The following is a 22,591-nucleotide window of genomic DNA, read 5'->3' as shown; positions in this document are numbered from 1 at the left end:
CCACCCGCGGTCGCGCCCGCCGCACCGGCGCCGCCGCCCGCGGGCTCGCCGTTCTTGTCCTTGTCGTTCTTGCCGTTCGCCCACGCGGGCACCCGCGGCATGATCGAGCCGAACCGGCCGAACGCGGCGGCCGAGGCCGCGGCGAGACCGGCGGTGAACATGTCGCCGAACAACGGGTTCGACTTGGGCGGCTGGCCGGGCTGCCCGGCGGTGGGCGGCGTGGAGCCGTCCGAGGGCAGCGGATGCGTGTTGTCGCCGGGAACGACGCCGACGTTCGGCGTCCCGCCGATGTTGTTGCCGATCGAGCCGCCAGGGGCCGTGCCGCCACCGGTGACCGGAGGCGGGGCGACGGCGTTCGGCGAGGCCGGAATCGACTCCTCGGCCGTGGAGTACTCGCCCGCGAGCTGGGTCATCACCACGATCGCCTTGCTGTGCGCCGCGCTGGCCGCGCCCGCCGCCTGCTGCTGCGCTTCGACGTTCGCGATGGCCTGCTGACGCTGCTGGGCGGCGTTGATGATCGTCGCCTGCGACGAATCCGGCGGCAGGAGCGGCGGATTGACGGCCAGCGCGAGATCGGCGGGGGAGACGTCCGGCACCGCGACCGGCGGCGGCATCTCCTTCTTGGCCTTCACCAGCGCGTCCGCCGCGTCCTCGAGGAGGTGGTTCATCGCGTTCGCGGTCTGGGCGACCTTGCGGATTCCGCCGACGAGGTCGGTGATCATCGTGTGGTACTTGTCGGCCGCTCCGCCGGTCCAGCTGGTGGAGAAGTCCTTCAGCTCGCCGGTCAGGTTCTCGGCCTGTTCGAACAGCCCGGAGCCGGTGGACTGCCATTTGTGGGCCGCGTGGCGGGCCGTGTTGGGGTCGCCCGCCTGAAGCATCGCGTAGAGCTGCTGGTGCGAATACGCGGCGAAGTTCGTGTGAGCGGTGTCGGTCATCCCTTGTTCCCCCCGCCGTTCGAGCCGCTGTTACCGCCCAGCACGCCCCCGAGGACGTTGAGCAGCGGATCGAGCAGCCCGGTCTGCTGGCTCGAGTGGTTCATGTCGCCCGCCACCGAATCGTCGGCCGCCGCGTAACCGTCGGCGACGGTCGTCGTGACGTCCTGCGCGAACGTGATCGCGCCCTTGACCTGATCCAGCAGGCCCTGCATCTCGGCGACGGCCGCCTGGTGCGCCTTGCCGAGTGAACCCGCCTCCCCGAACTCGCCGAACAGCAACGGCTGTTCGCTCAGGGTCAGCAGGAAGTCGTTCGGCTTGGACATCGCGTGGATCTGGGTCTCCAGTTCCCGCACGAAGTCCTTCAGTGATTCCAGATGGACGTAGTACGACTGGTCTTGCATTGATCCCGGCTCTCTCGAAATCGGCCATGCCAACAAGGGACGACTACGCGCAAAGCCGGCCGGCCGGTGCCGAGGGGGGTGAAAGCACCGGCCGGCCGACGGTTGGGGATCAGCCGGCGAACAGGCCCTGGTTGCGGTTCTCCAGGCTGTGCTGGAGATCGTGGGCGTCGCCGACCTTGCCACCGAACTGCGCGATGATCGCCACGATGTCCGCGGTGGCCTGGCGCAGGCGGGTTTCAGACGCACGGGCGGCCTCACCGGCGGAGCTGCCGGAGGCGTACCAGGTCTGGGTGATCGGCTGCAGGTTGGTGTGCAGCTGTTCGAGCTGTGAGGTGAGCGCCTTGGCCTTGGCGGCCAGCGAGGCCGAGCTGTGCTGCAGCGCGGCGAAGTTGATTTCGACGACGTCAGCCATGATTGGTGGTCCTCTCGCGGATCAGGGGTTCAGCCGGTGGATCACGGTCTGGTCGACGGTTCCGCTGACCCCGGTGAGGCTTTCCCGGACCTGCTCGTCACCCGAGTTGTAGTTCCGGTTGCTCTCGTGAACGAGGCGCGACATCGTGTTGAGCTCGTTCACGGCGATGGTCATCTTCTCCTGCAGGCGGCGCTGCAGGTCCCAGAACGCGACCGCCTGGTCACCCTTGTAGTTGTGCAGGGTCTGGGTCAGCTCGCTCTCCAGGCTGGCCATCGTGGTCTTGGCGTTCGACGCGGTTTCCTCGAACCCCTGGACGGCGCGCGCCATCGCAGCTGCGTCTGCCTGATATCCCGTACCGGTCATTGATGGGCCACCTCCTCTCATCTCGCTGGAAATCCCGGTGAGCACCAGGGGACGCCCTGTCTGCTCTTGTGAAGGACACGCTAGAAAAGAGGGGAGTGCGGTCAAACGGCACAACTGCCGGTCGCGGTGACGGCACTATTACCCACAGGTCGGCGGTAGGGTTTTCCCCACCCCCGATCAGGGGGAGTACTCCAGTGTCCGGATCGGAGCTTCCCGGCACGCTCGAATCCATGGTGGACAAGGGATCCAGGACGGTACTGCATCGCCCGCTGATGATCTTGGCGGCGGCGATGGCGGTACTCGGCGTCATCGCGCTCGGGGGCCTGGTCTTCGACGATCGCAGCCTCGTCAACGCGCCCATTTGGCTCAAACCGCTCAAGTTCACGATTTCCGTGGGGCTCTACGCGGTCACGCTGGCCTGGCTGATCGGACAGCTGACCCGCGGCAAACGGCTCGGCTGGTGGCTGGGGACGGTGTTCGCGGTCGGCCTCGGCATGGACATGGCGCTGCTGTTCTGGCAGATCGCCGTCCGCGGGCGGACGCTGCACTTCAACCGGGAGACCCCGGTCGACCAGTGGATCAACAACATGGTCGCGAACGGCGCCTTCACCGGCTGGGCTGCGACGGCGGCCATCGCGATTCTCCTGCTGTTCCAACGTCTTCCCGACCGGGCGATGAATTCCGCGTTGCGCGCGGGTGCCGCGTTGTCGGTCGCCGGGATCGGGATCGCGCTGCTCATGTTCGGGCCGAACGAACAGCAAATGGCTCAGTTCCGCGCCGGCGAACGGCCGTCGATCGTCGGCGCCCACGCGGTCGGCGTGCCCGACGGCGGACCGGGGCTGCCGGTGCTGGGGTGGAGCACGGTCGGCGGGGACATGCGGATCCCGCACTTCTTCGGCATCCACGCGATCCAGGTGCTGCCGCTGGTCGCTTTCGGGCTGCTCAAACTCGCCAGGCGGTATCCGGTGCTCGAATCGGAATTCGTGCGGCGGAACCTGGTGCGGACCGCTTCGGTGGGCTTCGCGGGACTGCTCGTGCTGCTCACTTGGCAGGCTCAGCGAGGACAGTCCATCGTGCACCCGGACTTCTGGACGCTGGTCGCCGGCACCGGGATCATCGCCGTCGTGGCGGCGGGTTCGGCGCTGTCGCTTCGGACGCGGCGGCCGATGCACCAACTGGCCTGACGCTCGGTATGTCCACATTGGACTGGCGCCGTTCGCAAGCGAACGGCGCCAGCCGGTCGTTTCAGACCCCCGCGGTGGTGCGGATCCAGCTGCGGCTCGCCGCGACACTGGCGTAGTTCTGGGTGCCCTGCGGGTTCGTGCCGGAGTTGCTGCCGGTCGAGCAGACGCCGACCTGGACGCCGTTCGCGAGCTGCGGTCCGCCCGAGTCGCCGTGCCAGGCGGAACCGTTGATGCCGACGCTGGCGATGGCCTGGCCGCCGTACGCGTCGCTGCTGGTGCCCGTGATGCGGACGTTGGCCGTCTTCAGGACGCTCGAAGGCGGGTTGTTGCCCTGGGTGCGGCCCCAGCCGTAGATCTGGTTCGTGGTGCCGTTGGCCGGGTTCGCGGAGCCGAGCTTCATGTACGTCGTGCTGACCGCGGTCGTGAGGTGCAGCAGGGCGATGTCACCGCTCGGGGCGGCCTTCTGCTGGTCGACGTCGGCCTCGGTGCCCTGGTTCAGGTTGACGTTGCCGACCTTGACGTGCATTCCGGGTTTGTTGAGGCAGTGCTTCGCGGTGAGGACCCATTGCGGTGCGATGATCGTGCCGGAGCAGTTGAAGCCGCCGAACGCGGTGGCGTCGTCCCAGTAGATCTGGGCGCCCCACGGAGCGGAGCTCACGGTGCCGCCACCGATGATGTCCTGGCTCGCGTTCGCGGCGGGGGTGGCGGCAAGGGTCAGCGCCGCGGCGGCGCCCGCCACCGTTGCGACGATCTTGGACATACGCATGAATACGCCCTTCGGCCTGCGTCGGGGAAAGCCGTTTCGAGTCGAAACGGTTTCACCAAGTTAGGTCGCGGTAAGGGTTTTAGTAACCTACCGAAGTCGGTAACCGCCGTGAGGAATGTATTGGCGCGTCCGTTGTATCCGTTTTGCTGGAAAAGTGTTCGTCTTTAGGCTGTCGGAGTGACGACCAGGGTGATCGTGTTGAACGGCGGCTCCAGTTCCGGCAAATCGGGGATCGCCAGGTGCCTGCAAGCGGTGCTGCCGGACCCCTGGCTCACCCTCGGCGTGGACACCTTGATCGGCGCCATGCCCGCCGCGGTCGACGAGGGGATCGACTTCGCCGGGGACGGCGGGGTGAGCGTCGGAGCCGGTTTCCGGCGGCTCGAAGACGCGTGGATGGCCGGTGTCGCGGCGATGGTGCGGGCGGGGGCCAGGGTCGTCATCGACGACGTTTTCCTGGGTGGTGCCGCGTCGCAGCAGCGGTGGCGCGACGCGTTGGACGGGCTCGAAGTGCTCTGGGTCGGCGTCCGGTGTGACGGTGCCGTGGCCGCCGGGCGGGAGACGGCGCGCGGGGACCGGGTCGCCGGAATGGCGGAGGCACAGGCCGAGATCGTGCACCGGGGTGTGGTCTACGACGTCGAGGTGGACACCGGAGTGAACGAGGCTCTGGCCTGTGCCCGGGCGATCGCCTCCGCTATTGGAAGGTGAGCTGCACCTTGACCAATTCGCCGCCCGTGGAGAAATCGCTGCCGACGACCGAGCAACCCCCGCTCAAGGTCTTGCAATCGTAAGCGCGGTCGTCGAACGACATATGCCGGTAGACCGTGGCTGTGGTCGAGATGACGCCGTTGGCGTCCGCTGTCGGATATCCGATGATGTAACAGCTGCCGTCCTCGGTGGGGCATTCGAGCAGCAGGATCTGGCGGTTGGCGTCGAGACCGCCGGCCGTGACGGTCACGGTCTGCTCGGCGGCGAGATTCGTCGACGGTGACACGGACATCGTCCAGGCTTGCGTCTGGGCCGTCGCCGTGCCGGACAGGCCGACGACGGCGATCGCCGCGGTGACCGCAGTGGTGACCGCAGTGGTGATTGCGCGCCTCGAAAGTTTCATAATTCCCCCTCGTGTCGTGATTTGCTTTCCCAGCCTGCCGTCGTTATGCGAGAGGCGTCAACCCCTTCGATTCGTTATCACGCGCGTCACAATCGAGTGCGTCGGATTTCTGAGGTGGATGACAAGCGCGCGGGTATGGATTGCCTTGCGCGAACGGCGCCGAGTACGGTGCGGTTCGCTACCTCGATTCCGTTGGCTGTGAAGGATTTGAGCCCTATGACTCTGGCGAATCGACGCGCCTTCCGGCTGCTCACGGCCGGCGTGGTGCTCTCGCTGGGAGCCTTTTCGCTGAGCTCGGCTTCCGCCGCCCAGGGCGAGGTCGACGCTCCGCGTGCGGACGCGCCCACCATGGCCGCGGGGTTGAAGGCGTCGTATTTCGTGCGGAATACCGTGTCGCGCATTGCGAAGCTGGGCTCTCAACTGGCTACCGGTGAGGGACGCTTCGACGGCACTGTCGACTCGGTGAAAGAAACCCTGACGGGTTCGATCACCTTGCCGCCCACTGTGAACGCGTATTTCGTGGCTTTTCGCTTCATGCCGGTGACGAGCACTGTCAGCCTGGTTTCCGAGGGCGACCAACACGGGGTATTGGTGAAGAACCCCGGCGACGCGGGTGTGGTGGCCCCCAGGCTTTTCCCGGACGGCAAGAAGTACCTGTCGGTGATCATCGACCTGACGCTCAGCCTCGGCCTTCGCCTGAGCGACACCAAGGTCGATGGCAAGGTGCTCGATCTGGGGCCTCATTGCAAAACGGCCGCTCCGCTGACGATCAAGGTCAAGGGGCTGACCGGGCTGCAGGACACGGCGCCGCCGACAGTGCTCACGAGCAGCTTCGAGATCCCGCCGTTCTCGGGGTGTGGGGTGCGGGAGGATCTGGACAAGCTGCTGACCGGCATGATCTCCGGGCCTGGCAACGAGATGAGCACCACGATCGCGGTGCGTTGTATCAGTACTTGTCCTGAGGGGTAGTTGTTCGTCGGGGTCGTGGCTGGGCGCTGTTCTTTGTGGCGGAGAGACGCACGGTCGTTCCGGGCCTTGCTCACGACGGAGGGCGTGCCGGTGTTGCCGCCTGGTGTGTAGTTGGGAGGCCGTCCGGCGTGCTCCCGGGGTGTGGGCGCGGCGGTGTCGCCGCCCGGAGCGTGTCCGGGTAGCCCCGAGTGTGTCTGCGCCGGTTAGAAGGGCGGGGTTTCGTCCTCCGGTTCCGGGCGCGGGTCGTGGAGTGGCTCGGGGGCTGCGGTGTAGCGGCGGCCGGTGGGGGTGGTGATGGTCATGCCGCCGTTGCCGGTGGGTTCTGCCGACCAGCCGGGTTCTTCTTTGAGCATGTTGTGGATCTTGCAGGCGGCGTGGCAGTTGTGGTGGTCGGTGTCGCCGTTCCGCGCCCAGGTGGTGATGTGGTCGATCTCGGAGAATTCGGCGGGGCGGTGACAGCCGGGGTGGGTGCATTCGCGGTCCCGCGCCTTGATCAGACGAGCCAGCGAGGCCGGGGGCCGGTAGGTGCCGGGGCTGGCTTCGAGGAGCTGTCCGGTGGTGGGGTCGGTGATCAACCGGGACCAGGTCGAGCCGGGGGCGGCGGCGATCTCCCGGGTGAGCCAGCCCGGGATGGGTCCGTAACCAGCCAGCGTCGCGGGGTCCTCCCGCGCACCGGTCAAGGTCAGCAAGTCGACATAGACGTGGATGTGCGCGCGGGGTGTGCCGTGGCCGTCCTCGGCGAGGAGCCGTTCGGCGAAGATATCCGCCCGGTGCTGGTCGAGGGTGCGGGTCTTGTCGGATTGGCGGCGGGTTTGGGCGGCGCGGGCCAGCGAGGCGTAGATCGAGCCGGCCACTTCGGAAGGCAGGAAACCGGTGAGGGTCGACATGGTGTCGTCCTCGTGTTTCAACGAGACATGTCGCGACGCGCGCTTTCTCGCGGCCCGTTCCCGATAGCCGTCGGGGTCGAACTTCTGCACGGCGTAACTCACCGATTTGCCGATCGCTCCGGGATCCCGCTCGGCGAGCCGTCCGGCCATGAAAGCGTCCACCAGGGCAGCGACCTCATCGGAGACCTCGCGGGTCAGCCGGCTGACCTTCGACGCCTTGTACAGATCGATGTCGCCCAGTTCCAACGCTCGCAACGTGTTCGGCAACCGGCGAACCAGCGCGCACGCGGTTTCGACCAGCAGGAAAGCGTGATTGCGAGAGACCGAGAAGGCCAGAGCGACCTCCTCGGTCACCGATCTTCGCGAGCCACCCACCGCGGCGAATCCGGCTAACGAACGCACCTGTCGGCCTTGTGCGCGGCGAAGCACGATCTCCTCGTCGTGGGCGGCATCGAGAAACTGAGCGGCTTTCGGATTGAAAGCAAGTGATTGGGTCATGACCAAGATCATACTCGAACATGAGTTCGACCACCACTGAATCCGCGAGCCGGCTTCCGGGTGTGTCGAATCAACTCACTTAAACCCGACTACGCATCCCTAAGCCCCTAACAAAAGCAAGCAACCGCCAATGAGCGACAAGGCAGTCCGGAGCGGCAAGCTCAGGCCGCCGGAAAGCCTCAAAGTCCATGCCCCGCATGGTGTTCAGAAGCTCCGCGCACTGACGCTGATCGACGAGCTCCCCCTGTCCGGTCGTGACAGCGAGGTCGCCACCGTGGACGGCGACCTACCGGCTCGCGACCGGTTCCTCACCGCACGCGGCAAGCAACTCCAGGCGCTGCTCGAACGCCCACTCGAGGTGTGTTCGGTACCGGTCGGCTGTGAGCGGCGCTCAGTCCTCCACCGGCTTCGTCCACGCCACCTGCACCAGCCCGGTCCCATGCCGCCGCGAGACCAGCACACCACGCCCGGCGGGCTGCGGTCCCGGCTTCACGTCGCCGAGCAGCGCTCCTTCGTCCCGCGAGCCGGACATCACGAGGCCGGGCGAACCCAGCTCCCGGATCCGTTGCAGCACGGGTTCGAACAGGGACCGTCCGGCGCCGCCACTGCCGCGCGCGATGACGAGGTGGAGGCCGATGTCCCTTGCCTGCGGCAGGAATTCCAGCAGCGGCTGCAACGGGTTCCGGCCGACGGTCGCGACCATCTCGTAGTCGTCGACGAGCACGAACAGCTCTGGACCGCGCCACCAGGACCGGTTCCGCAACTGCTCCGGGGTGACGTCCGCGCCGGGCAGCCGGTTCCGCATCGCCTGCTGGCACTGCTCGATCAGCCCGCTCAGCACGGTTTCCGAACCCGCGTAGCCGAGCAGATGCGAATCCGGCACCGCGCCCAGCATCCCGCGCCGGTAGTCGGCGACCACGATGGCCGCTTCTTCCGGGGAGTACTTCGACACGATGCCTTGAGCGATCGCGCGCAGGAGCGAACTCTTGCCGGATTCCACGTCGCCGAAGGCCAGGAAATGCGGTTCGGTGGCGAAATCAAGGTGCACCGGCCGCAGGTTCGATTCCGCGATGCCGAGCGTGATCTGCTTGCGCGGCCCGGATTCCAGCGAGTCGAGCGGGACCTCCGGCGGCAGCAGCCGCACGGAAGGTGCCGCCGCACCCTTCCAAGCCGCCGAAATCCGGCGGTTCAGATCCAGCCCGCCGGCGCCGACGGTGTCCGGCCGCTGGTCCGAGTCGATCCGCGGGAGCGCCGCGAGGAAGTGCAGCTTGTCCGCGGTCAACCCGCGCCCCGGCCGGTCCGCCGGGACGTTCTGCGCGATCTTGCGGTCGATCAGCGAGTCCGCCGGCTCACCGAGCCGCAGTTCGAACTTGGTGCCGATCGCGTCCCGCAACGGCGCCCGCATGCCCATCCACTGGTTGATCGAGACGACGACGTGGATGCCGAAACCGAGCCCGCGTGACGCGAGGCTGGTGATCTGTTCCTCCAGCTGCTCGTATTCCTGGCGGATCGTGGTCCAGTTGTCCACGAACAGGAAGACGTCGCCGAATTCGCGGCCTTCCGTGCTCTCCCGGAACTCCGAGCGCCGCTGGCGGAACGTCGTGATCGACTCGATCCCGTTGGCGGAGAAGAACTCCTCGCGCTGTTCGAGCAGGGTCGTCAGCTCCGCCACCACCCGGCGGCATCGCTGGGCGTCGCGCCGCGTCGCGTAGCCGGACACGTGGGGCAGCCCGGCGATCGGCGCCAGGGCGCCACCACCCATGTCCAGCACGAACAGCTGGACCTCTTCCGGTGTGTGGGTCAGCGCGAGCATCGCGGCGATGTCGCGCATCAGCGTGCTCTTGCCGCTCTGCGGCGCCCCGACGATCAGCGCGTGCCCGGCGGCGCCGGAGAAATCGGCCCACAGCATGTCGCGCCGCTGCTCGAAGGGCTTGTCCACCAACGCGACCGGGATCATCAGCTTGCCGTTGCCGCCCCAGCCCAGCGGGCACAGGCCGCGTTCGGGGTCTTCACCGAGCGGCGGCAGCAGCTGGTCCAGGGTGGGCGGTTCGGCCAGCGGCGGAAGCCAGATCTGGTGCGCCTCCGGGCCTTTGCCTTCGATCCGCGAGATCATCGCGCCGATGATCGTCTCGCCGGTGCCCTTTTCGACCGGCTCCTCGGCTTCGACCGTCACCGGGATCTCGACCGGCGCCAGCGTGAACGGCATCAGGCCGAGACTCCGGCCGTCCTTGCGCACGATCTTGCTGCGCGGCGGCAGTTCCCCCGAGACGTACGCGGCCTTGAGCCGGATGAGGGTGTCGTTGTCGGACTTCAGATACGCCGAACCCGGCACGGGCGGCAGCTGGTAGGCGTCCGCGACGCCGAGCACCGCGCGGCTCTCCGACGCGGAGAAGGTCCGCAGGCCGATCCGGTACGACAGATGCGAATCGAGCCCGCGCAGCCGTCCTTCCTCCAGGCGCTGCGAAGCCAGCAGCAGATGGATCCCGAGACTCCGGCCCAGCCGCCCGATCGCGACGAACAGGTCGATGAACTCCGGCCGCGACGACAGCAGCTCGCTGAATTCGTCGATGATCACCAGCAGCGAAGGCAGCGGCCGCAGGTTGACGCCCGATTCCCTGGCTTTTTCGTAGTCCCGCACCGACGCGTAGTTCCCGGCGGCGTGCAGGAGTTCCTGACGCCGCAACAGTTCGCCGTTCAGCGCGTCCGCCATGCGGTCGACCAGCGCGAGGTCGTCGGACAGGTTGGTGATGACGGCGCAGGTGTGCGGCAGCCCGGTCATCCCCGCGAACGTCGCGCCGCCCTTGAAGTCGATCAGCGCGAGGTTGAGCTTCTCCGAAGAATGCGTGACGGCGAGCGCGGTGACCAGCGTCCGCAGCAGCTCGCTCTTGCCGGATCCGGTCGCGCCGATGACGAGACCGTGCGGCCCCATGCCGCCTTCCGCCGACTCCTTGAGGTCGAGGTCGACGGGCCTGCCTTCGGGGTTGACGCCCAACGGGATCCGCAGCCGGTCCCGCGCCGAACGCGGCGCCCAGGTGACCGCGGTGTCGGTGTCGCGCGGATCGCCGATGCCGAGCAACCCCGCCAGCCCGAACGTCGCCGACATCGGCGCCTCGCTGACCACCGCCGCCCCCTGGAACAGCGGCGTCAGCATCCGGGACAGCGCCTCGGCGGCCCCGCGGTCCAAGGTGTCCGGCTTGCCGAGGAACCCGAGCCGCTGCTCCGTCCCGTCGCCGACGACCATGCCGAGCTGATCGGGACTCATGTGCAGGCTCAGCAGCCGTTCCGACGAGACCGAACGCGGCTGCTCCGTGCCGATCTCCACCACGGTGACGCCGAGCCTGCCTTCTTCGGCGACGAGCCGGGTGTCGCCGTGGACGTGCCCGCCGTCGACGATCACGACGACGTGCGGCAGGTCCAGCCGGGCGTCCGGCCGCCGGGTGAACGCGGGCCGGTCGGCGAGGTCGGGGCCGAGGAGATCGGCGAGCTTCCCGGAGTCCGCGTCGACGAGCCGTCGCGGGCCGGCGGCGTCGGCCGCGGTCGAGGCGACATGCGGCAGCCACTTCGCCCATTCCCAGTCGTGCAGCCTGTCGTCCTTGACGCACAACGCGATCCGCAGGTCACCGGGCGAGTGGAAGGTCGCGAGCTGGGTCAGCAGCGCCCGCGCCGTGCCGAGGGTGTCCGGACGGCGGCCGGACAGGCTGACCTGCGCGAACGACCGCAGCGAGATCGCGACCGGGAGCCCGTCCACCGTCGAGTAGGTGCGGATGAAGTGCTTGAGGTTCGTCGAGCACACCGGGTCGAGGTCTTCCAGCGGCACGGTCTGCGGTGCCTTCAGCGGTGTCGCCAGCCGCTGCGGCCCAGTCCCGACGCGCACCTGCCCGAACTGCGGATCGGATTTGCGGCGATCCCACAGCTTCCCGGTCTCGATGTACGCCCACAGATCCGCCGGGTCGGGCTGCAACGCGGCCATCGCCGCCCGCTGGTTGTCCGCGATTTCGCGGACCTGGCCGCGCAAACCGGTCAGATACCGCTGGTAGTCCCGGCGTTCCTCGTTGATCTGCGCCTTCTTCTGCGCGCCGCCGCGGCCGAGCGACATCACCACCATGCCCACCATCGCGGTGAGGAACAACGCGCCGAAGATGTAGGTCATCACCCCGCCGTCGCGTCCGATGTAGACGAACGACATGGCGCCCATGCCCAGCATCATCGGCATGAACATCAGCAGCTGCATGGCTCCGCCGGAGGAGCCCTTCGGCAGCATCGGCGGGGACTGCAGGACGATCTCACCGGGCTGCTCGCCCAGGGCCGGCAGGCGGTCGCGAGTGGCGCTCATCAGGGTCTTTCTGGCCGCTTGTGGGTAATCCTGCCGATCATTCTGGCCACTCGTGCCGCCCTTGCGGTGGGTACTTTTGCCGTCCGCTCACGTCTGGTGGCGAACTTACGCTGCTGGTCACGCAGACGTGGGGGAACGAGAGAAGGAGAGCCATGGTCGGCACGGGCGAGTACCGGGCGGAGCCCGAGGCCATGCGCTCGGCGGTCGGGAACCTGGGCGGCATCATCATGCAGGGCATCAACGTCGTCGCCGACCTCGAACGCACCGTCCTGCAGCCGATGTCGTTCGCCACGTTCGGCAGCGCGGTGGCGGCGGCCAACACGGCGATGCAGAGCCAGCAGGTGGTCGCGGTCCGCACCCTGCTCCAGCTGCTGCAGCAGATCAACGGCTTCATCAAGAGCAGCGCCGACGCGTACCAGGCCGCCGACGAGGCGGTCGCGGGCGGCTACGGCGGCCGCCCCGGCGGCGGTGCCGGATCGACGTCTTCGTCGATCTGGGGGAACTCGCACGCCTCCGAGCTGGCGACACTGGCCATCAACGACAGCGCCGGCGCCAACGGCGAGCCGTCTTCGGTCGGCAACGTGCTGCGCTACCTGGAGGACGCGCGGCTGGGACAGCTCGGCGACCACCCGATCACCGACACGCGGTTCCACGGCGTCTCGGACTTCAACGACTGGCTGGCCGGTGACGCCGACAACCAGGCGCGGGTCGGGGTCATCGAGGTCTACGCGGGTACGGCTCGCAACTTCGGCGACGTGCCGGGCGGTGTGCACAGCGGCGACGTCGTCGTGGTCGAACCGCTCCTGTTCTCCGACAGCAAGCCGATCATCGCCATCGCCGGAGAAGGCGGGCTGCTCTACAACCACGGACTCGTCGAAGCGGACATCAACGGCCTGGCGAAGGTCAGCGTCTACCGCCCGGCTTCCGTCTGACTTCCGGGAGGAGTGACATGCTGACTTACCCCAATTCCAGCGCGATGGACGCGACGGCGGGCTCGGGCGGGCCGATCACCATCCTGCCGCAGATCCTCACCGGCCAGCCGGAGCAGATCGCGAAGCACGTGCTCGAGGTGCTCAAGAAGGCCAACGAGTTCCTCACCATGTACAACGAGGTGACGAAGGCCGCCGAGCAGCTGGGCAAGATCTGGTCCGGCGGCGCGTCGGACTCCGCGCTGAAGAAGATCACCGACTCCCTGAACTCGCTGACCAAGATCATCCAGGTCGTGCAGAAGGGTGCCGAACTGCTCGGCATCGCCGGGACGCTGATCAAGACCGCACAGACCGCGTACAAGGCGGTGGTCTCGGCGGTGAACCCGACGGTCGCCGGCCTGATGTCGAATCCGTGGACCTACGGCGCCGCGGTCGCGCTTTCCACCGCCACCAGTGCTTCGCTGCGCGCGTTCATCACCGCGATCGGCGCGCTGCTGAAGGCGCTCGGCGTGGTCGACCTCGCCAACCAGATCACCCAGATCGCCACCATCATCGGCGAGGTCCAGAAACTGTTCGGGCACAACGACGCCGGTGACAACGGCGCGGCGGGCAACTCGGCGGTCTCCGGCACCCCGGTCACCAACCCGCAGGCCCCGGGTTCGGTCGCCAGCGGTTCGGGACAGGCCGCGATCGGTGGTTCCGGTGGCGGCGCGGGCGGTGGTTCGACGCCGGGCGAGACGCCGCCGTTCACCCAGTACCGGCCACCGGCGTTGGGCGGCAACGGATCCCAGGGCAACTGGCCGGGTGGCGCCGACGCCTGGATCCCGGTGGACAGACCCTCGGGCGGCGGTGCGGGTTCGTCGGGCTCGTTCCCGGGCGCGGGTGCGGGCAACGGGAACACCGTCACCATCACCACCGACCTGAGCACCGGCAAGTCCACCGTGCAGGCGCCGGGTGGTCAGGACATCGATATCGACATCGACATGAACTACGGCGGCAAGCACTTCGAGCAGCACATCGACATCGACGCAGGCGCGGACTCACCGGCGAAGGGCAGGTAAACCGTGTGGGGGAGCGGTGTGGTCGACGCTTCGGGCGTCGTCAGCTCGATCCTGTCGAATTACCGGCGGCTCGTGGTCGAGTACCAGCGGCGGGTCACCGGTGACCCCTCGGCGCTGACCGCGGCCGGTCAGCGGTGCGGCGACCGGGCGTCGACGGTTTCCGGCCGGGCGGACGAGATCGGCAAGGCGTCGAAGGCGCTCAACGCGTCTTGGGAAGGCGACGCCTACACGGCGTTCTCCGTCTCCGCCACGAAACTGTGCCAGGAACTCGGCGAGCTCGGCGCGAAACTGAGCGACCAGTCGAACCGGCTACGGGCGGGCGCGCAGGCGCTGCAGGGCGCGAAGTCCTGTGTGGACTCGATCCTCGCGCAGTTCGACCAGTACGCCGCGCAGCTCACCAGCCAGGCGCGGACGGCGAACGCGAACGCGGTCAACGCCTTCATCTCCGCCGCGCGCCAGCTCGGCGAACGCGCCGCGCAGGCGGCACAGGAGATCGCCGACGAGCTGAGCGAGGAACTCGCGCGGCTGTTCCCGCCGGAGGGCACCGGCCGGATCGAGCACGAACTCGGCAAATGGGGCCGCGGCCCGTTGTACTGGCTCAACGGCGAAGCACTCGACGGCCGCAAGCGCCCGCGTTCGCATCCTTCGTGGTTCGGCAATTCCGGCTGGAAGAAGCTCACCTGGGACGGCCTCGAAGGCACGCGCGCGCCGCGGGCGGGCGACACCCCGTTCGGCAGGCCGAAGCCGGAGAGCCTGGGCGAAAAGGCCTGGGGCAACACCGAGATCACCTACGCCAAGTGGAAGCAGGAGCAGGACGGCTTCACCCCGGGGTGGGACGCCAAGATCTCCACGCAGGGCTGGGACTTCAAGGCGTCCGGGCACGCCGAATTGGCCGCCTTCAAGGAAGAACTCGAAGGCAAGAAGGAATGGGGCGTCGCTTCGGCCAGCGCCAAGGGGACGGCGTTCGTCGGCGGTGAGGTGAACGGATCGCTGCAGGCGGGCGCGCACGGGGTCGGCGTGCACGCCAACGCCTTCGTGGGCGGCAAGATCGAAGGCGAGCTCGCGGCGGACGTGGCGGGCGTGGGTGTCGGTGCGAGCGGCACCCTCCAATATGGACTCGGCGCGCAGCTCGACGGCCAGGCCGTCTACGACGCCGGGCATATCAAGGTCAACTTCAAGGCGGGTGTCGCGCTCGGGCTCGGTGCCGGGATCGGCGCGAAGATCGACATCGACCTGCCGAAGATCGCGGACACCTTCGGCGAGTACGGCGGCGCGGCCGTCGACGCGGTGAGCGGCGCGGCCGGCCAGGCGGCGGACGCCGTCGGCGAGGCATGGGACGACGCGATCTCCTACGTGGGCACGTGGTGACGGGGATGAACGACATGGCGACACAGGACCGGGTCTCCCTTCCGCTCGGCTTCGACATCCCTGACGGCTGGGTGCCGGTCGAGCCGTCGTCCGTCGGTGCCGAGGGCGCCGTCTTCGTGGCGGTGCACCGCGGGACCGAGTCGGAGTTCACCCCCAACATCACCCTGAGCGTCGGGCAACGCCCGGACCAGGCGCAGATCACCGACATCGCCGACGAGGCCGTCGAACGCCTCGGCCGGTCCATGGCCGCGCTCGAAGTGGTGCGGCGCAAGGTGATCGGCACCGGCATCGCGCCGGGCGTGACGCAGGTGCTGCGTATCCGCACCGGCGAAGGACAGGACCTCGTCCAGACGCAGGTGCAGCTGACCGTGCCGGGGGCGAGCCCGGCCGAGCGGCTGATCCTCGAGATCGCCTGCACCGCGACCCCCGAGGCGGCCCGCGGCCTCGGCGACGACTTCCGGCGGTTCGTGGGCAGTGTCCACGTCCGGCGGGACACCACCGCAGATGAAGGAGAAGACTCGTGACCACCGACCCCTACGCCATGCCGGACATGGACGAGTTGCTGGACCAGGTCCGCAAGCAGACCGAAGAGGTGCAGCGCATCCAGCGTTCGGTCGAGGCGATGGAGGTCAAGGCGCACTCCCGGCAGAACGAGGTCACCGTCGTGCTGCGCGGGGACGGCCGGTTCACCTCGATCGACATCGACCCGCGCGCGGTGCGTCAGTACGACGCGCGCAACCTCTCGGAGATCGTGCTGGAGGCGGTCAACAACGGGCTGCAGAAGCTGGCCGAGGCCAGCAGCGCGAAGTTCGCCCCGGTCATCGAGTCCGCCAAGTCGATCGAAGCATGACGGCCGCGATCGCGGGCTCCACCCGGCGCGTCACGGTGGTGACACCGCGGGCGCGCGTCGATGTGGCGCTGCCGCAACAGAGCACGTTCGCCGAACTCGTCCCGCAGCTCGTGCGGCTCGCGGGTGCCTCGGGGCAGGCGTCGGCCGAACATCCCGGCTGGGTGCTGTCCCGCCTCGGCGGCGCGCCGCTCGCGCTCGGGCTCACTGTGGCCGCCGCACAGGTGCGCGACGGCGAAGTCCTCCATCTGACCCCGCGGGAACGCCCGCGGGGTCCGCTGCTGTTCGACGACGTCGTCGACTCGATCGCCAGCGTCGCCGAGGCGGGCACCGGCCGCTGGGGACCGTCGGTGGCGCGCAAGGCGGGCATCGTCGCGTCCGTGGTGCTGCTGCTCGCCGGTGGGCTGCTGGTGCAGGCGGCGGCGTCCGGGAGTGTGCTCGCGCCGATCGGGACAGGGCTGCTCGCGCTGGTCCTGGTGCTGGGCGGCGGCGCGCTGAGCCGCGCGTACGGCGACGCGGAGGCCGGTGCCGCCGGTGCCCTCGCCGGGGTCGGCGCTGCCCTGCTGGCCGGGATGTCGATCCTGTCGCCGCATCCACTGTTCTCCCTGTCGGCGGGCCCGCTGGCCGCCGGGCTCGCGGTGGTGACCGTGTACGGCGTGATCGCGGCCGTTTCGGTCGCGGACCGGTTGCCGTGGTTCGTCGCGGTGACCGTCGCGGCCGGACTCGGCGCGATCACCACCGCCGTCGTCCTGCTGGCCGACGTCCGACCGGTTTCGGCGGCCGCCGTGGTCGCCGTCGTGGCGACGGCACTGGCCGCGGTGGCGCCGATGATGGCGCTGCGTCTCGGCAGGCTGCCGCTGCCGCGGGTGCCGGACGACATGGACTCGTTCCGTGCCGACGAGAACCCCTCGCTCGGCGAGGACATGGTCGGCGGGACGACGTACGCGCAGGCGTTGCTGACCGGGCTGCTCGTCGCGCTCGGGCTCGTCGTGGTCTCGGCGTCGGTGGTCCTGTCGTCGTCCGGCGGGGCCTGGGAAGCGGGGCTGTGCGCGCTGCTGGGCCTGGCGCTGATGCTGCGCTCGCGGGCGTTCGCCGGCCGTTCGCAGCGGCTCGTGCTCGTCGGTTTCGGCGCGGCGGCCTTGGCGGCGGCCGGTTTCTGGCTCGCGGCGGGCGGTCCGCGCTCGTTCGTCTTCGCCGCCGGCTGTGCCGTCGTGGTCGCGGCGGGCGTCTGTCTCACCTACGCGACGCGTGTCGCGAAGGGACGGCGTTCCCCTTACTGGGCAAGGACTCTCGATATCGTCGAGTTCCTGGTGCTGCTCTCGCTGATCCCGTTCGTCGGCATGATCGCGGGCGTCTACGAGGCCGTGCGAGGCTGATCCCTCTTCCCGCATTTCGTCCTCTGAATGCGATCGTTGCGCGACGCAACGACCGTATTCAGAGGACGAAATGCGTCACGTCCGTGGAGGATTCCTTCCCTACCCTCAGAGAAGAAAGGAACCCTCCACGGACCGTCCCCTCAGTTCTCCAGCGCCAGCGGCAGGGTCCGCCGGACCGCAGCCGCGTGCCGTCCGTGCAGTGGGGTCACCGCGATCCCGCCCGGCCGCACCGTTTCCGCCCCCGGCCGCCCGCCGACCCGGATGGTCACCTCGGACTTCTCGCGCCCGCCCGGGGAGCGGTACAGCGTGTACGAAGTCGCGGTGAACGCCGAGCCGGGGACGTGAAGATCCAGTGTCCGCGCGAGATCCCGCTCGGACCGCGGCCGGTAGCAGGCCTGCGACGCGCCGCCCCAGTCCCAGGAACGCCAGCCGTCGACCGGCGCGCCCTGGCCGCTGCCGAGCGCGACGCGCAGGTTTTCCGCCACCTCACCGGCTTCGAGCACGGTGCTCTCGAACCCGGCTTCGGCCAGCGCGCCCATGAGGGACAGCGCCGCGCAGGCGGTGCTCCGCAGCGCGCCCAGTTCCCCGCCGCCCCTGGCGAGCGCCGCGATCGGCGCGTCCTCGGGCCGGTACCGGACGGTGAGCCAGCGGACGCGCAGCACCGACTGTCCATTGGGGACGGTCCAGGTCAGCAGTTGCGCGCTGGACAAAGGGATTCCGGTGTTCGTGTACGTGTCACGCAGGATGCCGACGAGCAGGTCCGGTGTCGGCGCCACGGCACCGGGGGTGAGCCGGACGATGGCGCTCCATCCGTCGCTCACCTCGGCGACGCCGAACCGGTTGCCCGCGCGGTCGACGTGCTGACGCACCCGGGCCGGTCCGGCGAGCCGGTGCAGAGGATCGGGGACTTCGTGCTTTTCCCGGCGCTTCAGCCGGTAACCGGCCCAAGTGAGCAGCCAGCCCGCGGCATGGCGTCCGGCGAAACGGACCGAAGTCGTCAGCACGAGGACGCCGGCGACGGCGGTGATGCTGATCCGCGCGGCCTGCGGGATCCCGTCGACGGTGAAGGCCAGCAGGATGGCGATCCCGGCGATCTCCCAGAGCGCCGCCTGCAGCGGGCGGACCGGTAGCAGCCAGGGCAGTGGCGCCGCACCCGCGACACCTCGCGCGGGAGCGTGTTCCTGGGCCGGGCGGGCCGGGGCATCAACCGACAAGGACTTCCCCTTCTCCGTGCACGCGCCCGACGGTAGCCCCGCCCCGCGCGGGGGAGGGGCGTAAAAAATACCCTCACCGCGAACCTGGGCCGGACCTAACGTGAGCACCCTCGAAACGGGTGGGCACGAACGGCGGGGGACGGGAGCGTGTGGACGCAGCGGGACCAGATCCAGGCCTACCAATTCCTCCGCAGGAGACTGGTTTCGGCACTGGTCTCGGCTGACGCCAACCATCCGGTCGCCCCGAGCCGCAGGCTCGTCATCGGCACGCTGTGCGGACTCGGCGTGGCGTTGCTGGTCACCGCGGTGTTCGGCGTGATCGGCCTGCTGAACCCCTCCGGCGGCAAGGACTGGCTGGCGGGCGGCAAGGTGATCGTCGAGGAGGGCACCGGCGCGCGCTACATCCTCGGTCAGGACGGCGCTCTGCATCCGGTGCTCAACTACGCCTCCGCGCGGCTGATGGCGGGCGGCAACGGCGAGGCCACTGTGACCGTCCCATCGGACAAGCTCGCGAAGGCGCCGAGGGGTTCGCAGATCGGCATTCCCGGCGCCCCCGACTCGCTGCCCGCGGCGGCCGCGCTCGTGAACACCCCGTGGACGAGCTGCTCGCGCACGACCCAGGACGCGCCCGCGTCGGCCGAACCGGAGACGACGGTGCTCCTCGGCGCGCCCGCCGCCGGGATCGACCTGCCGAGGGATCAGGCCGTCGTGGTCCGCGTCCCCGAGGGGGAGCGCTACCTCGTGACGGCCGGGCGCCGCTACAAGCTCACTTCCGAAGCCGCCACGGCGTTGCAGTTCGACACCTACCCGGCGATCGCGGTGTCCTCCCGGTGGGTCGGCACCGTCGCCGCCGGACGCGATCTGGCCTACCGCGCGGTCGACGACGCCGGGCGGCCCGGCCCGAAGGTCGGCGGCGTCTCGACGAAGGTCGGCTCGGTGCTCGGCGTCATCGACGCGATGGCGTCGCCCAACGACGCGACGTCGTACTACCTCGTCCGCGCCGAAGGGCTCGAACCGATCGGCCAGACCGAGGCGAGCCTGCTGATCAACACCCCGCAGAACGCCGACGCCTACACCGGCGTCCCGGCGCCCGTCGCGGTGCGCGCGGCCGACGTCGCCGCGGTGGCGAAGGTCGGCACGGCGAGGGCGGGCGGGGCCGATCCCGCGGAGTATCCGGACCGGATCCCGCGAAAAGCGCCCGTTACCGGACAGTCCGTGACGTTATGCGCACAGGGTTCTCGAATCGTTATCTCCGCACAGGTCCCGTTGCCGCAAGGTGCGAAGGCGATCCCGGTGACGGCGCGGACGGACGCGTTGGTCGCCGACGCCGTCTTCGTGCCCCCGTCGGGGGGCGCGGTGGTGGCGGAATCCGGTTCCGGCACGGTCTACGTCGTCACCGACACGGGCCAGAAGTACCCGGTGGCGAGCACTGAGGCACTCGCTTCCCTCGGCTACGGCCAAGCCGAACGGCAACCGGTTCCGAATGGATTGCTGGCACTGGTTCCGCGCGGTCCCGCGCTGGATCCGGCGCAAGCGGGTCGTGCGGTGTCCGCGGCGGGTGGGACGGGGTGATCGGGAACGTGCAGATGACCGAAGACAGGCCGGAGACCGACCGGGTCGACGTCGCGGTGATCGAAGACCATCCGTTGTACCGGCACGCCGTCGTCCGGGTCCTCACCGAGGCCGAAGGTATCGAACTGGGCGCGGTGGTCGATTCGGTCGCCCGGTTCCACGTGCATCCGCAGCCGCCCGGCAGCGTGGTGCTGCTCGACCTCGGCCTGCCGGGGATCGCCGGGGCGGCGGCCGTGCTCCAGGTGTGCGAACTGGGGCATCACGTGCTCGTGGTGTCCGCGCAGGCCGAGCCCGAGCAGGTGCTCGGCGCGATCGCGGCCGGTGCCAAGGGTTTCCTGTCCAAGGACGTCGACGTCGACGAGCTGCTGACCGCGATCAGGACGGTCGCGCGCGGCCGGGCCTACGTTTCCGCGGTGGTGGCCGGAATGATCATCAAGGACAACGCCGACCGCCCCGTGGCGGCTCCGGACGTCGCGCTCTCCGCGCGGGAGAAGCAGGTGCTGCGGCTCGTCGCGGCGGGCGAACGCGACGTCGACATCGCCCGCATCCTGGGCATCGGAGTTCGGACGGTCCGCGGTTATCTGGACCGGATCCGTGACAAACTCGGAGAGAGAAGGCGGGCCGGTCTGGTCCGCAAGGCCATCCAGCTCGGGCTCGCGTCTCCGCCGGAGGTGCCCGGTCCGTCTCGGCCGGTCGCGCCCCGCGCCGACGCGGGCGGATTCGAAGGACGCCGGTGAACGCAGACGAGCAGCAGCCGAAACGCGGTAAAACGATCAACGTCGGGGTGATCGAGGATCATCCGCTGTACCGGGACGCCGTCGCGCGTGTCCTCACCGAAGCGCCCGACATCGAGCTGGGCGCTGTCGCGGACTCCGTCGCACGGTTCGCCGTCCAGGAGCAGCCGCCCGGCAGCGTGGTCGTCCTCGACCTCAAGCTGCGCGGTGTCCAGGACGCCGCCGCGGTGCTCGAAGTGGGGCAGATGGGGCACAAGGTGCTCGTGGTGTCCGCGCACGCCGAGCAACCCGAGGTCCTGGGCGCCATGCAGGCCGGGGCGAAGGGCTTCCTGTCCAAGGACGTCGACGGCGACGAACTCCTGCGCGCCATCCGCACCATCGCCGACGACAACGCGTACGTGTCGCCGACGCTGGCCGGGATGATCATCCAGGACAGCGAAGACCGCCACGCCGGGCCCAAGATCGTCCTCTCCGAGCGGGAGAAGCAGGTCCTGCGGCTGGTCGCGGCCGGGGAACGGGACGTCGACGTGGCGGAGATCCTGAACATCAGCGTGCGGACGGTGCGGTCCTACCTCGACCGGATCCGGGACAAGACCGGCGAGCGGCGGCGCGCCGGCTTCGTCCGCGTGGCGATCCGGGAAGGCCTGCTGCGCTAGACCCCCTCCGCGTTTCGTCCTCTAAACGCGGGGGGCCGAGAAGTTCACCCGCAGCGTGTACACCGAACTGGACGCGGTGATGAACAGGTCGTTCCGCCGCGGCCCGCCGAAGGTCAGGTTCGAACAGACCTCCGGCACCCGCAGCTTCCCGATCCGCGTGCCGTCGGGCGCGAAGCAGTGCAGGCCGTCGTGCGCGGCGGCCCAGACCCGCCCGGCGGCGTCCAGGCGCACGCCGTCGAAACCACCGGCGTCACTCGTCGCGAAGACCTCGCCGCCGGAAAGCCGGCCGTCGTCCACCGAGAAAACCCTGATGTGGCTGGGATTCTGCCGCGTGTCCGCGATGTAGAGCAGCGACTCGTCGAGCGAGAACGCCAGCCCGTTCGGACGCGAGAAGTCGTCCGCGACGATCCGCACCGAACCGTCCACCGGATCGACGCGGTAGACGTGACAGGCGCCGATCTCGCTCTCGGCTTGATGGCCCTCGTAATCGCTGTCGATGCCGTAACTCGGGTCGGTGAACCAGATCGCGCCGTCCGAGGACTCGACGACGTCGTTGGGGCTGTTGAACCTCTTGCCCTGATAGGTCTCCGCGAGGACGGTGGTCGTGCCGTCGTGCTCGGTGCGCGTCACCCGGCGGTTGCCCTGTTCGCAGCTGACGAGCCTGCCCTGCCGGTCCACGGTGTGCCCGTTGTGGAATCCGGCGGGCTCGCGGAACACCCCGACCGCGCCCGTGGTCTCGTCCCAGCGCAGGACCCGGTCGTTCGGGATGTCGCTGAACACCAGGTACCGCCCGGCGGGGAAGTAGGCGGGCCCCTCGGTCCACCGGCAGCCGGTGTGCAGCCGTCGCATCCACTCGTCCCCGTTGACGCGGGCGAACCGCTCGTCGAGCAGTTCGAACTGCGCCTTGACCATGTCCATGAGAACCCCAGTGTTCCGAATGAGATATTGCGATCATCATGAACCGCCGAACTTGATATG

At 69.1% G+C, this 22,591-nt stretch carries 22 protein-coding genes; 12 read left to right on the top strand and 10 right to left on the bottom strand.

The genetic code is table 11. The features are described from left to right. From ACSMFO_RS27305 to ACSMFO_RS27290, 4 genes are all read right to left on the bottom strand, one after another. A partial coding sequence (locus ACSMFO_RS27305; RefSeq protein ID WP_436460992.1) for a WXG100 family type VII secretion target occupies positions 1 to 935 on the bottom strand: 935 nt, incomplete at its 3' end. Continuing rightward, complete coding sequence (locus ACSMFO_RS27300) at positions 932 to 1,336, bottom strand: hypothetical protein (RefSeq protein ID WP_360089142.1); 405 nt, start codon at positions 1,334 to 1,336, stop codon at positions 932 to 934. The genes ACSMFO_RS27300 and ACSMFO_RS27305, both read right to left, overlap by 4 nt. Positions 1,337 to 1,445: 109 nt before the next feature. Then, complete coding sequence (locus ACSMFO_RS27295; RefSeq protein WP_005155348.1) at positions 1,446 to 1,748, bottom strand: hypothetical protein; 303 nt, start codon at positions 1,746 to 1,748, stop codon at positions 1,446 to 1,448. Positions 1,749 to 1,769: 21 nt separating this feature from the next. Continuing rightward, entirely contained in the window at positions 1,770 to 2,111 is a 342-nt protein-coding gene (locus ACSMFO_RS27290; protein WP_073848466.1) for a WXG100 family type VII secretion target, read from the bottom strand. A 194-nt stretch (positions 2,112 to 2,305) separates the two neighbouring features. On the opposite strand from ACSMFO_RS27290, the gene ACSMFO_RS27285 reads away from it, so the two are divergent. After that, the gene (locus tag ACSMFO_RS27285) at positions 2,306 to 3,295 is read left to right on the top strand and encodes a hypothetical protein (RefSeq protein ID WP_436460991.1); all 990 of its coding nucleotides are present in this window, start codon (positions 2,306 to 2,308) and stop codon (positions 3,293 to 3,295) included. Positions 3,296 to 3,356: 61 nt separating this feature from the next. Here the strand turns inward: ACSMFO_RS27285 and ACSMFO_RS27280 are convergent, their stop codons facing one another. Next, a complete protein-coding gene (locus tag ACSMFO_RS27280; RefSeq protein WP_436460998.1) occupies positions 3,357 to 4,055 on the bottom strand; it encodes a S1 family peptidase in 699 nt (232 codons plus the stop codon). Positions 4,056 to 4,238: 183 nt separating this feature from the next. On the opposite strand from ACSMFO_RS27280, the gene cpt reads away from it, so the two are divergent. Next, complete coding sequence (cpt, locus tag ACSMFO_RS27275; RefSeq protein ID WP_436460990.1) at positions 4,239 to 4,766, top strand: chloramphenicol phosphotransferase CPT; 528 nt, start codon at positions 4,239 to 4,241, stop codon at positions 4,764 to 4,766. Here the strand turns inward: cpt and ACSMFO_RS27270 are convergent. Further along, positions 4,753 to 5,169 carry a neocarzinostatin apoprotein domain-containing protein gene (locus ACSMFO_RS27270; RefSeq protein WP_436460989.1) on the bottom strand — a complete coding sequence of 139 codons (417 nt, stop codon included), beginning with the start codon at positions 5,167 to 5,169 and terminating at the stop codon, positions 4,753 to 4,755. The genes cpt and ACSMFO_RS27270 overlap by 14 nt on opposite strands. Before the next feature lie 216 nt (positions 5,170 to 5,385). Between ACSMFO_RS27270 and ACSMFO_RS27265 the strand changes: the two genes are divergently transcribed. After that, positions 5,386 to 6,138, top strand: coding sequence for a hypothetical protein (locus ACSMFO_RS27265; RefSeq protein WP_436460988.1), 753 nt, complete (start codon positions 5,386 to 5,388; stop codon positions 6,136 to 6,138). Positions 6,139 to 6,341: 203 nt separating this feature from the next. Here ACSMFO_RS27265 and ACSMFO_RS27260 read toward each other — a convergent pair whose 3' ends face one another. After that, positions 6,342 to 7,379, bottom strand: coding sequence for a DUF222 domain-containing protein (locus tag ACSMFO_RS27260; RefSeq protein ID WP_436460997.1), 1,038 nt, complete (start codon positions 7,377 to 7,379; stop codon positions 6,342 to 6,344). A 535-nt stretch (positions 7,380 to 7,914) separates the two neighbouring features. After that, on the bottom strand, positions 7,915 to 11,856 hold the full coding sequence (eccCa, locus tag ACSMFO_RS27255; protein WP_436460987.1) for a type VII secretion protein EccCa: 3,942 nt from the start codon (positions 11,854 to 11,856) through the stop codon (positions 7,915 to 7,917). Between the two features lie 152 nt (positions 11,857 to 12,008). On the opposite strand from eccCa, the gene ACSMFO_RS27250 reads away from it, so the two are divergent. Genes ACSMFO_RS27250 through eccD form a run of 6 tightly spaced genes read left to right on the top strand, consistent with a single transcriptional unit; the run spans position 12,009 to position 17,437 of the window. Then, complete coding sequence (locus ACSMFO_RS27250; protein WP_037344800.1) at positions 12,009 to 12,788, top strand: WXG100 family type VII secretion target; 780 nt, start codon at positions 12,009 to 12,011, stop codon at positions 12,786 to 12,788. A 17-nt stretch (positions 12,789 to 12,805) separates the two neighbouring features. Next, on the top strand, positions 12,806 to 13,846 hold the full coding sequence (locus ACSMFO_RS27245; RefSeq protein WP_436460986.1) for a hypothetical protein: 1,041 nt from the start codon (positions 12,806 to 12,808) through the stop codon (positions 13,844 to 13,846). 18 nt (positions 13,847 to 13,864) lie between these two features. Next, the gene (locus tag ACSMFO_RS27240; protein ID WP_350580822.1) at positions 13,865 to 15,214 is read left to right on the top strand and encodes a WXG100 family type VII secretion target; all 1,350 of its coding nucleotides are present in this window, start codon (positions 13,865 to 13,867) and stop codon (positions 15,212 to 15,214) included. Between the two features lie 14 nt (positions 15,215 to 15,228). After that, positions 15,229 to 15,738: a hypothetical protein gene (locus ACSMFO_RS27235; RefSeq protein ID WP_436460985.1), complete on the top strand. Its 510-nt coding sequence runs from the start codon at positions 15,229 to 15,231 to the stop codon at positions 15,736 to 15,738. Beyond that, the gene (locus tag ACSMFO_RS27230) at positions 15,735 to 16,064 is read left to right on the top strand and encodes a YbaB/EbfC family nucleoid-associated protein (protein ID WP_016336001.1); all 330 of its coding nucleotides are present in this window, start codon (positions 15,735 to 15,737) and stop codon (positions 16,062 to 16,064) included. Before ACSMFO_RS27235 ends, ACSMFO_RS27230 begins: the two co-directional genes overlap by 4 nt. Next, positions 16,061 to 17,437 (top strand): type VII secretion integral membrane protein EccD, encoded by a 1,377-nt coding sequence (gene eccD, locus ACSMFO_RS27225; RefSeq protein ID WP_073848473.1) that lies wholly within the window; start codon positions 16,061 to 16,063, stop codon positions 17,435 to 17,437. Before ACSMFO_RS27230 ends, eccD begins: the two co-directional genes overlap by 4 nt. 140 nt (positions 17,438 to 17,577) lie before the next feature. On the opposite strand, the gene ACSMFO_RS27220 is transcribed toward eccD, so the two are convergent. Further along, positions 17,578 to 18,651 carry a type VII secretion protein EccE gene (locus ACSMFO_RS27220; RefSeq protein WP_436460984.1) on the bottom strand — a complete coding sequence of 358 codons (1,074 nt, stop codon included), beginning with the start codon at positions 18,649 to 18,651 and terminating at the stop codon, positions 17,578 to 17,580. A 147-nt stretch (positions 18,652 to 18,798) separates the two neighbouring features. On the opposite strand from ACSMFO_RS27220, the gene eccB reads away from it, so the two are divergent. Genes eccB through ACSMFO_RS27205 form a run of 3 tightly spaced genes read left to right on the top strand, consistent with a single transcriptional unit; the run spans position 18,799 to position 21,613 of the window. Then, a complete protein-coding gene (gene eccB, locus ACSMFO_RS27215; protein WP_073848475.1) occupies positions 18,799 to 20,223 on the top strand; it encodes a type VII secretion protein EccB in 1,425 nt (474 codons plus the stop codon). A gap of 14 nt (positions 20,224 to 20,237) precedes the next feature. Next, positions 20,238 to 20,960 (top strand): response regulator transcription factor, encoded by a 723-nt coding sequence (locus tag ACSMFO_RS27210; protein ID WP_350580833.1) that lies wholly within the window; start codon positions 20,238 to 20,240, stop codon positions 20,958 to 20,960. Next, positions 20,957 to 21,613 carry a response regulator gene (locus tag ACSMFO_RS27205; protein WP_038510296.1) on the top strand — a complete coding sequence of 219 codons (657 nt, stop codon included), beginning with the start codon at positions 20,957 to 20,959 and terminating at the stop codon, positions 21,611 to 21,613. Before ACSMFO_RS27210 ends, ACSMFO_RS27205 begins: the two co-directional genes overlap by 4 nt. 21 nt (positions 21,614 to 21,634) lie before the next feature. On the opposite strand, the gene ACSMFO_RS27200 is transcribed toward ACSMFO_RS27205, so the two are convergent. After that, positions 21,635 to 22,531, bottom strand: coding sequence for an SMP-30/gluconolactonase/LRE family protein (locus tag ACSMFO_RS27200; RefSeq protein WP_436460983.1), 897 nt, complete (start codon positions 22,529 to 22,531; stop codon positions 21,635 to 21,637). Between the last annotated feature and the right edge of the window lie 60 nt (positions 22,532 to 22,591).

Source organism: Amycolatopsis sp. w19 (assembly GCF_051373225.1).
GTDB classification, from domain to species: Bacteria; Actinomycetota; Actinomycetes; order Mycobacteriales; family Pseudonocardiaceae; genus Amycolatopsis; species Amycolatopsis japonica.
Note: the sequence above shows the minus strand (reverse complement) of the source record. Positions and strands in the feature narration are given on the sequence as shown.